The sequence below is a fragment of the Mesorhizobium sp. P2_C5_2 genome, assembly GCF_056404535.1.
Genome location: NZ_JBFUDV010000005.1, coordinates 840,168 through 853,959 on the forward strand (window position 1 = coordinate 840,168; position 13,792 = coordinate 853,959).

Below are 13,792 nucleotides of genomic sequence, written 5' to 3' on the forward strand. Positions count from 1 at the left end.
CCTCGAGCTCCTAGGTCAGCAACTGCCGGCAAATATCGATGAACGTCGCGGCCCAGCCAGCCAAAAGGGCGAAGATGGCGAGCCAGACGAAAAGCAGGAAATGCCAGTACATGGCGCACAATTCGACGCCGAGGCGAAGCCGTTCCGGCCGTGCGCCGTTCCAGGCGCCGGCGGTTGTCCTGCTCAGGCCCACCAGCCCTCCGACTATGTGCAGGCCGTGCATGCCGGTTATCAGGTAGAAAAAACTGTTGGCCGGATTGGAGGCCAGAAAATAACCATCGGCGGTCAGGTCCCGCCATGCCATGAGCTGCCCGATGAGGAAGGCGATCGCGGTGAGCCCAGCCGCGGCAAGGCCGAGCCTGACCGTGTCCATCTGGCGCTTGCGCGCCGCGACGGAGGCGCATTGCAGCGCGATGCTGCTCAACACCAGCATGCCGGTGTTGAGCCAGAGCAGGCGGGGCATTGGCAGCGGCTGCCAGTCCGACAGCGCCATACGCATGAAGTAGGCGCTGGTGAACAGCGCGAACAGGCAGCCGACGACGGCGAGGAAGACACCGAGGCCGATCTTGGCGGTCGGCAGGCCCGACCGGTCGAAGGCAACAAAATCTCCCGCCGCACCTTGCTCGAGCCATGGCTTGGCCATCAGCCGCTGATGGGACAGCCACCAGCCGGCAAAGCCGGCGATCACGAGCAGGAAGACCAGGATGACGCTCATGCCGGCTCCCTGGAGGGGCCAAAGGTGCCCGGCATGTTTTGCGGAATGAAGTCCTCCTTGGCGCCCGGCACGCTGTAGTCATAGGCCCAGCGATAGACGATCGGCAGGTCCTTGCCGAAATTGCCGTGCGCCGGTGGTGTCTGCGGCGTCTGCCATTCGAGCGTGGTGGCCCGCCATGGATTGCCACCGGCCTCGCGGCCGTGGCGGATGCTCCAGATCAGATTGAACAGGAACACCATCTGGGCAAAGCCGACGATGAACGCCATGATGCTGATAAACGAGTTCAGGTGGTGGGCCGACTCCGTCATCACAGTCATGTCGGTCAGTTCGGCGTAACGCCGCGGCACGCCCATCAGACCGAGGTAGTGCATGGGGAAGAAGATCAGGTAGGCGCCGAGGAACGTGACCCAGAAATGGAACCGGCCCAGCGTCTCGTTGAGCATCCGGCCGGTGACCTTCGGGTACCAATGGTAGATCGCGCCGAAAACAACGACGATCGGGGCGACACCCATGACCATATGGAAGTGGGCGACGACGAACATCGTGTCCGACAGCGGAACGTCGACGACGACGTTGCCGAGAAACAAGCCGGTCAGCCCGCCATTGACGAAGGTGACGATGAAGGCCAGGGCAAACAGCATCGGTATGGTGAGATGGATGTCGCCACGCCATAAGGTCAGCACCCAATTATAAACCTTGATGGCGGTCGGAACGGCGATGATCAATGTCGTGGTGGCGAAGAAGAAGCCGAAATAGGGATCCATGCCGCTGACATACATATGATGTGCCCAGACCACGAAGCTGAGCGCGCCGATGCCAACGATGGCCCAGACCATCATCCGATAGCCGAAGATATTCTTGCGCGCATGGGTGCTGATCAGGTCGGACACGATGCCGAAGGCCGGTAGCGCCACGATGTAGACTTCGGGATGGCCGAAGAACCAGAACAGGTGCTGGAACAGGATCGGGCTGCCGCCATTGTGCGGCAGTTGCTCGCCCATCTCGGCGATTGCCGGCATGAAGAAGGAGGTGCCGAGCACCCGGTCAAGCAGCATCATTACGCAGGCGACGAACAGCGCCGGAAAGGCGAGCAGCGCCATGACGGTCGCGGTGAAAATGCCCCAGACGGTCAACGGCAGGCGCATCATTGTCATGCCGCGCGTGCGGGCCTGCAGCACCGTCACGACATAGTTCAGGCCGCCCATGGTGAAGCCGATGATGAACAGGATCAGCGAGACGAGCATCAGGATGATGCCCCAGTCCTGGCCGCCTGGCGTGCCGCTGGTGATGGCTTGTGGCGGGTAGAGCGTCCAGCCGGCGCCCGTCGGTCCGCCGGGCGCAAAGAAACTCGACACCAGAACCAGCACGGCAAGCAGGTAGATCCAGTAGCTCAGCATGTTGACATAGGGAAAGACCATGTCGCGGGCACCGACCATCAGCGGGATTAGGTAGTTGCCGAAGCCGCCGAGGAAGAGTGCCGTGAGCAGGTAGATCACCATGATCATGCCGTGCATGGTGATGAACTGGTAGTAGGCTTCCGGGGTGATGAAGTCGAACGTGCCGGGGAAGCCGAGTTGCAGGCGCATCAGCCAGGACAAGACCAGGGCGACCAGGCCGATGGCCGTTGCGGTCCCCGCATACTGGATCGCGATGACCTTGGCGTCCTGCGAGAAGACATACTTCGTCCACCAGCTGTGCGGATGGTAGAGTTCCATTTCCGCGACTTCGGCGGGCGGGACGGCATCTGCAGGCGTGACATCGACCATAGGCGGAGCACCTCCGTGCCCTTTTCAGCGGGACCCGACAGTTTCGAGTTTTACCGCAACTTTCAAAGCTGACGCCGTCGCGTTGTTCGGCGCCTGTTCCGCCGAGCCCGTCTGCTGGGGCGTCGACAATTGCGCGAACGTCTGCTGCTGGCCGAGCCAGGCCACATAGTCCTGCTCGGTGTCGACCATGACGATGCCATGCATCATCGGATGGCCCTGGCCGCAAAGCTCGGCGCACAGAACCTGGAAGGTTCCGATCTTGGTCGGGGTAAACCAGAAATAAGTGACCGAGCCCGGGATCATGTCCATCTTGGCGCGGAATTCCGGGACATAGAAATCATGCAGCACATCGATCGAGCGGAGCAGCATTTTGACCGGCTTGCCGACCGGCAGATGCAGGTCGGCCGCTTCGACCACGACATCGTCCTGGCCGTTGGGATCCTTGGCGATGACGCCCAGCGGGTTGTCGGCCGTGACGTCGCGGGTGTCGGATGTGCCGAGCTTGCCGTCCTTGCCCGGCAAGCGGAAACTCCACTGCCATTGCTGGCCGACGACTTCGACCACGGTTGCGTCGCTTGGAACGTTGACGAATTGGCTCCAGACAAACAGGCCGGGAACCAGCAACGCCGTGACGCCTACTCCGGTGACGATCGTCAGCCACGATTCGAGCCGCTTGTTCTCCGGTTCGTAGGCAGCCCGGCTGCCTTCGCGATGACGAAAGCGGAAGACGCAATAGGCCATGAACAGGACCACGGCGGCGAAGACGACGCCGGTGATCCAAAAGGTGATGATGATGGTGTTGTCGATATAGTCCCAGTTCGAGGCAATCGGAGTCCACCACCATGGGCTCAGGAAGTGGAACAACACCGAGCCCAAGACGATCAAAACGAGTACAACCACTATGGGCATGTCCCGTTCCTCCCGGTATTTCAGGGGGCGCGAAGCCGTCCCGGGAAAATACCAAATGCATCATGCGTGATTTGCGATCGAAATTCTAGAGCCGGCTGTGGAAGGGGCGAAAAATTGCTTTTGCGGCGGCGGACCTTGCTTCGTTGGTGACATCGCAGCGACACCTCGACCCCCAAATCAGGGAGGGACAGGAACTGGTGATCGATTTCGGCTGGGGCCCGCCACATGTGTCGCGCCAGCGGGATCAAAGCGCCTTTATGACGATGCAGCCGGCCAGAAGCAGGACGACGCCGGCGAGCCGCATGCCCGACACCAGCCGCTGCGGCAGCCGAAACCAGCTGAACGTGTCGACGAAGATGCTGGCAACCTGCTGGCCTGCCACTGTCAGGCTGACGGCTGCCGCCGCGCCAATCACGGGGATAGCGGTGAACACGGTCGTGACATAGGTGGCGCCCGCGAAGCCGCCGAGCCAGCCCCACCAGGGCATCGATGACAGGCCTGCGAGGCGAGGGCGGGGCGCCTTCGTCAGGGCAAGCGTGGCCACAAGCACCGCGGCCATCGCCAGCATCGCCACCAGGAACGAGATGGTGCCAACGGCGAACGGTGCGCCGCCAAGGTCGTGCCGGAGCAAGGCGTTCACCGCGCCTTGCACTGGCAGCACCGCGCCTGCCAGCAGCGCCAGCCCGATCCAGCCCAGTTTCGAAGGCGACAGATTATCCGCCGCACCCTTCTGTCCGAGAACGATGAGGGCAGCACCGACAAGCACGATGAGCATGCCAAAGGCTGGCCCGGCTCGCAGTCCGGCTTCTGGAATCCCGAGCCAGCCGAACGTGTCGAGGGCGAAGGATGCCAGCATCTGCCCGGCGATGAACAGGCCGACGGACACGACGGCTCCAAGGCGAGGGAACAGAAGAATGGTTGAGACGACGTAGAAGGCCGAGGCCATGCCGCCAATCGCGTGCCACCATTCGGCCTTGCGAACGGCCAGCAGCGCCGGCGTCGTTCCTGTAAGGGCTGTGATCGACAGCAGCACGACCGCGCCGACCGCGAGCTGAAGCGTTGTTGCCGCAAAGGGCGAGCCGACTGCCTTTGACAGTTGTGCGTTGGCGCCGGCCTGCACCGCGAGCAGGCCGCCGGCGACAAGCGCCAGAGGGATGAAGAGGATTTCCACGATTGTATTCCCTAGATTTGGGTGGCGCGACTGTTGGGCGTATATGGCCTGCGCGCCTGTGCAGATCGATCTGCCGATTTGCCTACTTACTCTGCATTCATGCACAGGTAGCACTGCATTTGGCTCGCCAGTGGCATAGATTTCCCCTATCCTTCTGCAAGAATGCACAGCTCACGCGATCATATCGACTGGGAAGATTTGCGCATGGTGCTGGCCGTCGCCGAGGGCGCTTCGCTGGCGGCCGCGGCGCGGATACTGGGCGTGAACCACACCACTGTGCTGAGGCGCGTCAACGCTTTCGAAGCGCGGCTGGGCATCCGTCTTTTCGACAGGCTGCCGACGGGCTATGCGCTTACCGCCGGCGGCGAGGAACTGCTGGGTGCTGCGCGCGCAATGGCCGAGACGGTCAATGAACTGACGCGCAAACTGTCGGGGCAGGATCTGAGGTTCGAAGGCACGTTGCGGGTCACCACCACCGACACGCTGATGGTGTCGGTGCTGCCGCCGATCCTGGCTGCGTTTCATGGGCTGCATCCCGGCATACGGGTCGAGGCGATGACGCAGAATTCGATCGCCAATCTGACGCACAGGGATGCCGACGTGGCGATCAGGCCGGTGTCGCAGCCGCAGGAAATTCTGGTCGGCAGGCGCATTTCGGGCGTTGCCTTCGCCGCCTACGCGGCGCGCTCTTATGCCGAGACGCTGCAGCCAGAGCCGAGATTTGGCGCTCTGCGCTGGATCGCGCCCGACGACAGCCTGGCCAACACCGGCGTCGCCCGCTGGATGCGGTCGTCACTGCCCGACGCCGAAATAGCTTTCCGCGCCGATTCCCTGGTGACGATGTCTCACGCCGCCGGCGCAGGGATAGGGATCGCCGCATTGCCCTGCTATCTCGGCGACGGTCTGCCCGGGCTTGTGCGGGTCGGAGGGCTGATCGAGGAGATCGGCTCGGCGCTGTGGGTGCTTGTGCATGACGATTTGCGCCGCACGGCGCGCGTCCACGCCTTCACCAAATTCGTCTCCGGCGAATTGCAGCAGCGGCGCGATCTGCTGGAAGGCAGGCTCGGCGGCGGCGTGCTCGAGAGGGATGCCAGCTGAAGCGTGTGCGCTCGGGTTCAGCCCCACAAAAAGCCTCCGAGCTCGGCGAGAGCCCGAGGCATGCGATCACGAAGTGGTGACGGCCGTAACGAAGGCTCGGCAGGCTGCGAAGGCTGGATATAGGCGCCGGGCGAAGCATTTCCGGCGCGTCCCGGCCGAAGTTTGGGCGCGATCCGCCAACCTCTCAAAGGAATTCACGATCATGATAAATCGGCGTACTTTCTCCACCGCGCTCGTCGCTGGGGTGGCGACGAGCATATTGGCCGGCTCCCACAAGACGCGAGCGCAGATCGCCCCCAAGGTTCGCAATGTCGTTCTGGTCCATGGCGCCTACGCCGATGGCTCGTGCTGGTCAGAGGTGGTTGGCCTGCTGCAACAAGCGGGCCTCAACGCAACCGTCGTCCAGCATCCGCTGACCACGCTGGAGGCTGGTGTCGAGGCAACGCGGCGTGCGATCGCACTCCAGGATGGACCGACGGTCCTTGTCGGACACTCTTTTGCCGGGATGATCGTCACCGAGGCAGGAATGGATCCAAAGGTTTCCTCGCTCGTCTATGTCGCGGCGCGCGCGCCGGATGCGGGCGAAGATTACACGGCGCTCGCCAAGACTTTTGCGGCGCCGCCCGCCTCCGCCGGGCTCGTCTGGTCCGATGGCTATGGCAAGCTCGGCGAGGAGGCTTTCCTGCGCGATTTCGCCGGCGATATTCCTCGCGAGAAGGCACGCATCCTCTACGCCGTCCAGGGGCCGATCTCGGACAAGCTTTTCACCGGAAAGACAACGCAAGCGGCTTGGCGCTCGAAGCCAAGCTGGTATGCTGTCTCGACCGAGGATCGCACGATCAATCCGGATCTCGAACGCTTCATGGCAAAGCGCATGAACGCAAAGATCATCGAAGTGAAGGCAAGCCATCTGTCGTTGATCTCTCACCCGCACGAGATCGCCGGGCTCATCTCGCAAGCAGCCGGGTCGCTCAGCTAAAGAGATTGGCCGGATCTGGGGCGGCATGGAAATCAGCCGCCTCAGGGCTCCGTCCGCGCACCTTTGGATTTGGCTCAGATCAGCAGCAAGCCCTTCATCGAGGCATTGCCCTTCTTGCCGATGATGATGTGGTCATGGACGGCGATGCCGAGCGGCTTGGCGCTGTCGATGATCTGCTTGGTCATCTCGATGTCGGCGCGCGACGGCGTCGGGTCGCCCGAGGGGTGGTTGTGGACCAGGATGACGGCGCTGGCCGAGAGTTCCAGCGCGCGCTTGATCACTTCGCGCGGATAGACCGGTGTGTGGTCGACGGTGCCGACCTGCTGCACCTCGTCGGCGATCAAGACGTTCTTCTTGTCGAGGAACAGGATACGGAACTGTTCGCGGTTCTCGAACGCCATGGCCGAGCGGCAGTAGGCAAGAAGCTGCGTCCAGTTGGACAGCACTTCGCGGTCGCGGACTTCCGCGCGCGCCATGCGCTGCGCAGCCGCTGCAATCACCTTCAGGTCGACCGCCACGGCAGGGCCGATGCCCTTCACCTCCTGCAGCAGCGCCACCGGCGCGCCAAGCACTTCGCCGAATGTGCCGAAGCGCGCCAGCAGCGCCTTGGCGATCGGCTTGGTGTCGACGCGCGGGATCAGGCGAAACAGCAGCAGTTCGAGGAGTTCGTAGTCAGGCAGGGCGTCGGGGCCGGCGGCGACGAAGCGCTCTCGCAGGCGGTCGCGATGACCGTGATAGTGCGGCTTCTCCGTCGGTTTGTCTTTTGGCGCCTTGTCCTTCGCCGGCGGTTCAATCCACCGCTCGGAGAAGAACCCCCGTTCGTCGTCGCCACTCTTCCCCATCCATCCCCCCGAGGTTTCGGCAAGATTAGAGCGACAGGCAGCCGGAGGTCGAGTGCTTTTCGGCGGCGGGCGTATGGCCGGCGGTGAACGGACTGCGTCTGCCGTATCGATGCCTCAGAGGATGAGGCAGCTGGCGTGGGGTGCTTCATTCCGCCGACGCGGTTCGATTGCGGAACTGCTGCGCCATCCAGTCGATGAACACGCGCAGGCGCGGCGACAATTGCCGCGTGGGCGAATAGAGGACGTGAACCGGCAAGGGCGAAGGTGGAAAGCCGGCGAGCACCTCGACTAGTGCGCCGCTGGCCAGTTCCGAGACGACCCGGTAGCGTGGGACCTGGATCAGCCCGAGACCCAGGCATGCGGAAGCGACATTGGTCTCGGGGCCGGTCACCGTCACCATGGCGGGCAAGGTGAACTGGCTGGGTTTCCCATCGATGCTGAAGACGAGCGGAATGATCTCGGCTGCGTCCGGCGCCATCAGGCCGACCATTTCGTGCCCTGAGAGGTCGCCGGGCGTTTGCGGCGTGCCGAAGCGGCTGAGATAGGCGGGGCTGGCGAAAGTGCCTCTTTCCAGCGTCGCCAGGCGCCGCTTGATCAGCGGGCTGTCGGCCAGTTCGCCGGCGCGCAGGAGGCAGTCGAACCCTTCACGGATCATATCCAATGGCTGGTGCATCTCGCTGATGTGCAGCCGGATGTCGGGATACAGCTCACGAAAGCGGGGCAGGCCCGGCAGCAGGAAATACCGCGCCTGGGTGCCATGCATGTCGACGCGGACCAGGCCCGACGGCTTGGCGCCGACAAAAGCACCCTCGGCGTCTTCCAGATCGGCGACCAGGCTGACGCAGCGCTGATAATAGGCTTCACCGTCCAGTGTCGGGCTGACCTGACGGGTCGTGCGCTGCAGCAGCCGCACGCCCAGTCGCGCCTCCAGACCTTTGACCGCATCGGTGACGGATGAGCGGGGAAGACCAAGATCGTCGGCGGCCTTGGTGAAGCTGCGCCGCTCAACGATGCGGATGAAGACGCGCATGGCGTCGAAGCGATCCATTGTTCGAACCTTCGAATGATGATGTCGGATTATGCCCGATTATCCGCAAGGCGGGAAGGCGCATCTTGTTGGCAGCCGATCAACGGCATCCAACAAGGAGACAGACCATGACCAACCAGACCAGTAAGATTGCCATCGTCACCGGCGCCTCGGGTGGCATCGGCGCCGGCGTTGCCGAGCGCCTCGCCAGGGACGGCTTCACCGTCGTGGTGAACTATGCCGGCAATGCGGCTGCCGCAGAGGCGGTTGTCGCCAGGATCGAAGCGGCCGGGGGCAGGGCGGTCGCGGCCAAGGCCGACATCTCGGACGCAGCCGCTGTGACCCGCATGTTCGACACGGTCGAAACCGCTTTCGGCGGCGTCGACGTGCTGATCAACAATGCCGGCATCATGAACCTCGCCACCATCGCCGACAGTGACGATGCGCTGTTCGACCGCACGATCGCCGTCAATCTCAAGGGCACCTTCAACACATTGCGCGAAGCGGCAAAGCGCCTGCGCGACGGCGGCCGGATCGTGAATTTCTCGTCCAGCGTCGTCGGCCTTCTGCAGCCGACCTATGGCGTCTATGCCGCCACCAAGGCTGCCGTGGAGGCGATGACCAGCGTGCTCGCCAAGGAATTGCGCGGCCGCAACATCACGGTCAACGCCATTGCGCCTGGGCCGACTGCAACGAAGCTGTTCCTCGATGGCAAGCCGCAGGACCTTGTCGATCGCCTGGCCAAATTGGCCCCACTCGAACGTCTTGGCCAGCCTAAGGATATCGCCGACGCAGTCGCCTTCCTCGCCGGCCCGGACGGCGCCTGGATCAATGGCCAGACCCTTCGGGCCAATGGCGGGATCATCTGATCCGGCCGGCCCGGCAACCCTAAACCGCTTCAATCGACCTCAATCAAGGAACCATCGTCATGTCCAAATTCGTCATCCTCGTCACCGGCGCGTCCTCGGGCTTCGGCCTGATGACCGCCAAGTCGCTGGCCGAAGCCGGCCACACCGTCTACGCCACGATGCGCGAGACCACCGGGCGCAATGCACCCCAGGTCGCTGCCGTCGCCGCTTGGGCCACTGAGCACAAGGCCGACCTGCGCAGCGCTGAACTCGACGTGCAATCGGACGCCTCGGCCGAGGCCGGCATCGCCCACATCATCGCCGAGGCGGGCCGGCTGGATGTCATTGTCCACAATGCCGGTCATATGGTGTTCGGTCCCGCCGAGGCATTTACCCCCGACCAGTTCATCCAGCAGTACGACGTCAACGTTCTGGGGTCTCAGCGTGTCAATCGCGCCGCACTTCCGCATCTGCGCGGGCAAGGCAAGGGCCTGCTGGTCTGGGTCGGCTCGTCCTCGACACGCGGCGGTACGCCGCCGTTCCTGGCGCCTTACTTTGCCGCCAAGGCGGCGATGGATGCACTGGCTGTGTCCTACTCCACCGAGCTCGCTCTGTGGGGCATAGAAACCACCATCATGGTTCCCGGTGCCTTCACCAAGGGCACCAATCACTTCGCCCATTCCGGCAAGCCGTCCGATGCGGCGCGGGCGGCCGAATATGAAGCGGGGCCTTATGCCGGAATCGCTGATCGGGCGCTGAAGGGGCTGGCCGGCCTCGAGCCCGCCGACGCCGATCCGTCGGAGGTGGCGCGCGAGATCGTCCGCGTCGTGGACATGCCGTTCGGCAAACGGCCGTTCCGCGTCCATGTCGACCCGTCACAGGACGGCGCCGAGATCGTCAACGGCGTTGCCGACCGGGTGCGCCGGGAGATCTACCGCAACATCGGCCTCGAAGACCTGCTTCACCCGGCTGTTGTTGCCTGAGGCGACGGGTGTGAGTTAGTGGGGCGTCAATCGGCCCCCGATAAATATCGACCGCTCAGGCCGGCAGGCCGGGGCGGTCGAGCTTGTTTGGCGACAGGGTGAAAATCTCGCAGCCTGTCTCGGTGACGCCGATCGTGTGTTCGTACTGCGCCGACAGCGAGCGGTCGCGCGTCACCGCCGTCCAGCCGTCCGACAGCACTTTCACATGCGGGCGGCCAAGATTGATCATCGGCTCGATGGTGAAGATCATGCCCGGCCTCATCTCAACGCCTTCCGAGGCAGTGCCGTAGTGCAGGATGTTTGGCGCGTCATGAAACAGCTGGCCGACGCCGTGGCCGCAGAAATCGCGCACCACCGAGCAGCGTTCGGCCTCGGCAAAAGTCTGTATGGCGGCGCCGATGGCGCCGGTGCGGGCGCCGGGCCGGACCGCCGCGATGCCGCGCATAAGGCACTCATGCGTGACTTCGAGCAGGCGTTCGGCGGCGCGCTTGATGGTGCCGACCGGATACATGCGCGAGGAATCGCCATGCCAGCCATCAAGGATATAGGTGACGTCGATGTTGACGATGTCACCGTCCTTCAACGGCTTGTTGTCGGGAATGCCGTGGCAGACGACATGGTTGATCGAGGTGCAGGACGATTTGGTGTAACCGCGATAATTGAGCGTTGCCGGCAGCGCGCCTTGGTCCATGCCGAATTCGAAGACGAAACGGTCGATGGTCTCGGTGGTGACGCCGGGCTGGACCATCGGCACCAGCTCGTCGAGGCAGCGCGCGGTGAGATCGCAGGCCTTTCGCATGCCGGCAAAGCCTTCCTCGCCATAGAGGCGGATCTGGCCGGTGTTCCTGAGGGGTGCGGTGGCGGCGTCGAGATAGGTGACCATAGTGTCCGTTTTGCCTGTAAGCGGGCAATGCATATCAGCCCGTTCGAAAATCTCTCCAGATTTGGCACTGGAAGCCGCAAGGTTCAAGGACGAACTGCCGGACCGATAGCAAACGCCGGCAATATTCAGCGTTTGAGGTGTCCTTGCGCGGCATTCAGGCCGCAAAGCTGATGACATGCGGATGAGCCCGGCAGGTGCATCGCGCCCGGCTTACTTGCCGTGATCGCAGTGACGACACATTTTTGCGCGACAAGCGGTCAAAGCAACTTTTGACGACGAGCGGCGTTGCTGTGCACGATGCCAGTTCGGGAGACTTGGAAATGGACAGATTGCAATTCGAGGTGCCGGTGCGCATCGCGCCTGCCCCCGGGCTGCCGGTAGAGGAGATCTACAGCGTCGAACAGGCGCTGGATGTCCTGCATGACTGGCCGAAGAAGCGACAGGGCAAGATCTATGAGGCGGCGTTCAACGCCTGCTTCGGCGCGACTGTGGACGTGGTCAAAACCGAGGATGCCTGCCGCGCCTTCATGGCGTTTTGCCGGGTGAGCGGCCTGCTGGCCAGGGACATGATGGTGATGGCCAAGCGCGGCGGCGAGGCGAGGGGCCTGCGGATCTAGAGTTCTGCCTGGCCTCGAGGCCGACCAACCGACTCGCTCTGATCGGCACGGACTCCGCGCCGTTAAGGTTCCGTTTCCGACTTCACAGCTAGTCATGACGGCATAGAGCAGCGTCTGATTCGTTGCGTCAGTGTCATGGTGCAGAAAATATGTCCTCAGCAAATGTGCGCGCCTTTCCGCTAGACCGGCAGACCATGCTGGTACGTGAGGTCGCCGCAAGGCTGGGCAGGCTGCATGGCGACACGGCCACCTGCTTCTGGAAAGCCACGGCGCGCGAACTCCTCGACAAGGCGATCGCGGCCGGCAGCGATGCGGCTTCGGCGGCCAACGATGTCCGCCGGTTTTTCGCCGCCGTCCAGGACGAGATGCATTTCAAGGTGGACGATGCTTTACCAGGACAGCGCCAGACGCGGACCCGCCTCTAAGTAGAAGCACACTGACACGCTCATCACGGCTCTTCGGCCGCCGACGCCAGCCTTGGCCCCGTCTTCACGTCGACGATCTCGGGTTTTGCGCTGTCGATCGTGCCGTCCCAGCCGCCGCCGAGCGCTTTGTTGAGTGCGACATAGTCGGTGGCGATGGCGATGCGGCTTTGCAAGAGATCGTCCTCGGCCGAGTAGAGCGAACGCTCCGCATCCAGCACATCGAGAAGGCTGGCTTCGCCTGCCTTGAACAGCGTGCGCTCGAGATTTGCCGCCTCGCCATAGGATTTCACCGAAGCCGCAAGCTTGCTGTTCCTGATGCGCTCCTGGCGCAGCGCGACGATGGCGTTTTCGACATCTTCGAGCGCCGTCAGCACGGACGCCTTGTAGGCGATGAAATACTGGTCGCGCTCGGCCCTGGCGACGTCGGCCGCGGCCTTCAGCTGCCCGGCATTGAAGATCGGCACGCTGAGCGTCGGCCCGAACGACCAGCCGATGGTGGAATTCTTGCCGAGGTCGCCAAGCTTGAAGGCCGAGGTGTCGATATTGCCGGTCAGGCTGACCGCGGGATAACGGGCCGCCTCGGCCTGGCCGACCTTGGCGGTGTACTGGGCATACTGCCGCTCAGCCATGCGCACGTCGGGCCGGGTCAGCAGGATATCGGCGGGAATGCCGGTCGGCAGCGGCAGGCGCGGCGTCGGGATCGGTGCGCCGCGCTTCAGCCGCTCGTTCAGCGCCGCCGGCGGGCGGCCGGTTAGCACGGAAAGCCGATGCACGGCTTCGGCGTAGCTGGCCTCCAGCGTCGGCACATCGGCCTCGGTGGCGCTTGCCTGTCCCTGGGCTTTGGCGACGTCGGCCGCCGTTGCCGTACCGGCCAGCAGCATGGTGCGGGTCAGTGCGGCGGTCTGCTGTTGCGATGCGGCCGTGCGCCGTGCCAGCTGGATGCGCGCCTGGTAGCCGCGCGCCTGGGCACAGTAGGAGGCAATGTCGCCGACCAAGGTCAGCAGCGTCGAGCGCAGCTCCTGCTCGGAAGCGTCCACGCCATAGCGGGCAGCCTCGACGCCTCTGCGGTTGGCGCCGAACAGATCGAGTTCCGAGCTGGCGTCGAAGCCGGCCTGGTAATAGCTGTAGGCATCGCTGGCGGCGCCGCCTTCCGTGGTCGCAGCGGTCTTGCTGCGGGTGGCAGAGCCGGAACCGTCGGCCGTCGGGAACAACGTCCCGGCGCTCTGGCGGTAGCTGGCGCGCGCCTGGCGGATCTTGGCCTTGGCAGTGGCGACATCGAGATTGCCGGCAACCGCTTCCCCGACAAGGCTGTCCAGCTGCGGATCGCGCAGGCGCTGCCACCATTGCGACAGTTGCGGTGGCCTGGCGGCTTTGGATGACTTCTGGTCGCTCCATGCCGCCGGCATTGCCAGAAACGGCTTCTCATAGTCCGGGCCGACGACACAGCCGGAGAGCACGGCGGCGGTAAGTATAGGCGCAAGCGCCCGCCTCGCGGCCCGCGAGCCACGTTCAAAACCTGTCATGGAAGA

The 13,792-nt window shown here is 63.7% G+C and carries 14 protein-coding genes; 6 read left to right on the forward strand and 8 right to left on the reverse strand.

The annotated features are described in order from the left end of the window. Positions 1–10: 10 nt before the first annotated feature. The 4 genes from AC1D1B_RS22550 to AC1D1B_RS22565 form a co-directional block, all read right to left on the reverse strand. Complete coding sequence (locus tag AC1D1B_RS22550) at positions 11–715, reverse strand: cytochrome c oxidase subunit 3 (RefSeq protein WP_477334589.1); 705 nt, start codon at positions 713–715, stop codon at positions 11–13. Next, positions 712–2,481, reverse strand: a complete 1,770-nt coding sequence (ctaD, locus tag AC1D1B_RS22555) for a cytochrome c oxidase subunit I (protein WP_477265418.1) — start codon at positions 2,479–2,481, stop codon at positions 712–714. The genes AC1D1B_RS22550 and ctaD overlap by 4 nt, the downstream gene beginning before the upstream one ends. A gap of 24 nt (positions 2,482–2,505) precedes the next feature. Beyond that, on the reverse strand, positions 2,506–3,390 hold the full coding sequence (locus AC1D1B_RS22560; protein WP_477334590.1) for a cytochrome c oxidase subunit II: 885 nt from the start codon (positions 3,388–3,390) through the stop codon (positions 2,506–2,508). Positions 3,391–3,634: 244 nt separating this feature from the next. Next, positions 3,635–4,561 carry a DMT family transporter gene (locus AC1D1B_RS22565; protein WP_477334591.1) on the reverse strand — a complete coding sequence of 309 codons (927 nt, stop codon included), beginning with the start codon at positions 4,559–4,561 and terminating at the stop codon, positions 3,635–3,637. A gap of 162 nt (positions 4,562–4,723) precedes the next feature. Between AC1D1B_RS22565 and AC1D1B_RS22570 the strand changes: the two genes are divergently transcribed. Further along, positions 4,724–5,659, forward strand: a complete 936-nt coding sequence (locus tag AC1D1B_RS22570; protein WP_477334592.1) for a LysR family transcriptional regulator — start codon at positions 4,724–4,726, stop codon at positions 5,657–5,659. Positions 5,660–5,858: 199 nt separating this feature from the next. Further along, a complete protein-coding gene (locus AC1D1B_RS22575) occupies positions 5,859–6,638 on the forward strand; it encodes an alpha/beta hydrolase (protein ID WP_477334894.1) in 780 nt (259 codons plus the stop codon). A gap of 74 nt (positions 6,639–6,712) precedes the next feature. Here the strand turns inward: AC1D1B_RS22575 and radC are convergent, their stop codons facing one another. Continuing rightward, positions 6,713–7,480 carry a RadC family protein gene (gene radC, locus AC1D1B_RS22580; RefSeq protein WP_477334593.1) on the reverse strand — a complete coding sequence of 256 codons (768 nt, stop codon included), beginning with the start codon at positions 7,478–7,480 and terminating at the stop codon, positions 6,713–6,715. A gap of 145 nt (positions 7,481–7,625) precedes the next feature. Next, the gene (locus AC1D1B_RS22585; protein WP_477334594.1) at positions 7,626–8,528 is read right to left on the reverse strand and encodes a LysR family transcriptional regulator; all 903 of its coding nucleotides are present in this window, start codon (positions 8,526–8,528) and stop codon (positions 7,626–7,628) included. Between the two features lie 107 nt (positions 8,529–8,635). On the opposite strand from AC1D1B_RS22585, the gene AC1D1B_RS22590 reads away from it, so the two are divergent. Both AC1D1B_RS22590 and AC1D1B_RS22595 read left to right on the forward strand, forming a co-directional pair. Then, positions 8,636–9,376: an SDR family oxidoreductase gene (locus tag AC1D1B_RS22590; protein WP_477334595.1), complete on the forward strand. Its 741-nt coding sequence runs from the start codon at positions 8,636–8,638 to the stop codon at positions 9,374–9,376. A 59-nt stretch (positions 9,377–9,435) separates the two neighbouring features. Then, entirely contained in the window at positions 9,436–10,338 is a 903-nt protein-coding gene (locus AC1D1B_RS22595) for an SDR family oxidoreductase (protein ID WP_477334596.1), read from the forward strand. A gap of 55 nt (positions 10,339–10,393) precedes the next feature. Here the strand turns inward: AC1D1B_RS22595 and map are convergent, their stop codons facing one another. Further along, on the reverse strand, positions 10,394–11,221 hold the full coding sequence (gene map, locus AC1D1B_RS22600) for a type I methionyl aminopeptidase (protein ID WP_477334597.1): 828 nt from the start codon (positions 11,219–11,221) through the stop codon (positions 10,394–10,396). Between the two features lie 320 nt (positions 11,222–11,541). On the opposite strand from map, the gene AC1D1B_RS22605 reads away from it, so the two are divergent. Then, positions 11,542–11,838 (forward strand): DUF982 domain-containing protein, encoded by a 297-nt coding sequence (locus AC1D1B_RS22605; protein WP_477334598.1) that lies wholly within the window; start codon positions 11,542–11,544, stop codon positions 11,836–11,838. Positions 11,839–11,987: 149 nt separating this feature from the next. Next, positions 11,988–12,263 (forward strand): DUF6074 family protein, encoded by a 276-nt coding sequence (locus tag AC1D1B_RS22610; protein ID WP_477334599.1) that lies wholly within the window; start codon positions 11,988–11,990, stop codon positions 12,261–12,263. 23 nt (positions 12,264–12,286) lie between these two features. Here AC1D1B_RS22610 and AC1D1B_RS22615 read toward each other — a convergent pair whose 3' ends face one another. Continuing rightward, a complete protein-coding gene (locus AC1D1B_RS22615) occupies positions 12,287–13,786 on the reverse strand; it encodes an efflux transporter outer membrane subunit (protein WP_477334600.1) in 1,500 nt (499 codons plus the stop codon). Positions 13,787–13,792 lie beyond the last annotated feature (6 nt).

Excerpts from the sequence above, each read along its gene's own strand:
- AC1D1B_RS22550 (WP_477334589.1), bottom strand. The coding sequence starts at position 715 with ATGAGCGTCATCCTGGTCTTCCTGCTCGTGATCGCCGGCTTTGCCGGC.
- ctaD (WP_477265418.1), bottom strand. The coding sequence starts at position 2,481 with ATGGTCGATGTCACGCCTGCAGATGCCGTCCCGCCCGCCGAAGTCGCG.
- AC1D1B_RS22560 (WP_477334590.1), bottom strand. The coding sequence starts at position 3,390 with ATGCCCATAGTGGTTGTACTCGTTTTGATCGTCTTGGGCTCGGTGTTG.
- AC1D1B_RS22570 (WP_477334592.1), top strand. The coding sequence starts at position 4,724 with ATGCACAGCTCACGCGATCATATCGACTGGGAAGATTTGCGCATGGTG.
- radC (WP_477334593.1), bottom strand. The coding sequence starts at position 7,480 with ATGGGGAAGAGTGGCGACGACGAACGGGGGTTCTTCTCCGAGCGGTGG.
- AC1D1B_RS22585 (WP_477334594.1), bottom strand. The coding sequence starts at position 8,528 with ATGGATCGCTTCGACGCCATGCGCGTCTTCATCCGCATCGTTGAGCGG.
- AC1D1B_RS22590 (WP_477334595.1), top strand. The coding sequence starts at position 8,636 with ATGACCAACCAGACCAGTAAGATTGCCATCGTCACCGGCGCCTCGGGT.
- AC1D1B_RS22595 (WP_477334596.1), top strand. The coding sequence starts at position 9,436 with ATGTCCAAATTCGTCATCCTCGTCACCGGCGCGTCCTCGGGCTTCGGC.
- map (WP_477334597.1), bottom strand. The coding sequence starts at position 11,221 with ATGGTCACCTATCTCGACGCCGCCACCGCACCCCTCAGGAACACCGGC.
- AC1D1B_RS22605 (WP_477334598.1), top strand. The coding sequence starts at position 11,542 with ATGGACAGATTGCAATTCGAGGTGCCGGTGCGCATCGCGCCTGCCCCC.
- AC1D1B_RS22610 (WP_477334599.1), top strand. The coding sequence starts at position 11,988 with ATGTCCTCAGCAAATGTGCGCGCCTTTCCGCTAGACCGGCAGACCATG.
- AC1D1B_RS22615 (WP_477334600.1), bottom strand. The coding sequence starts at position 13,786 with ATGACAGGTTTTGAACGTGGCTCGCGGGCCGCGAGGCGGGCGCTTGCG.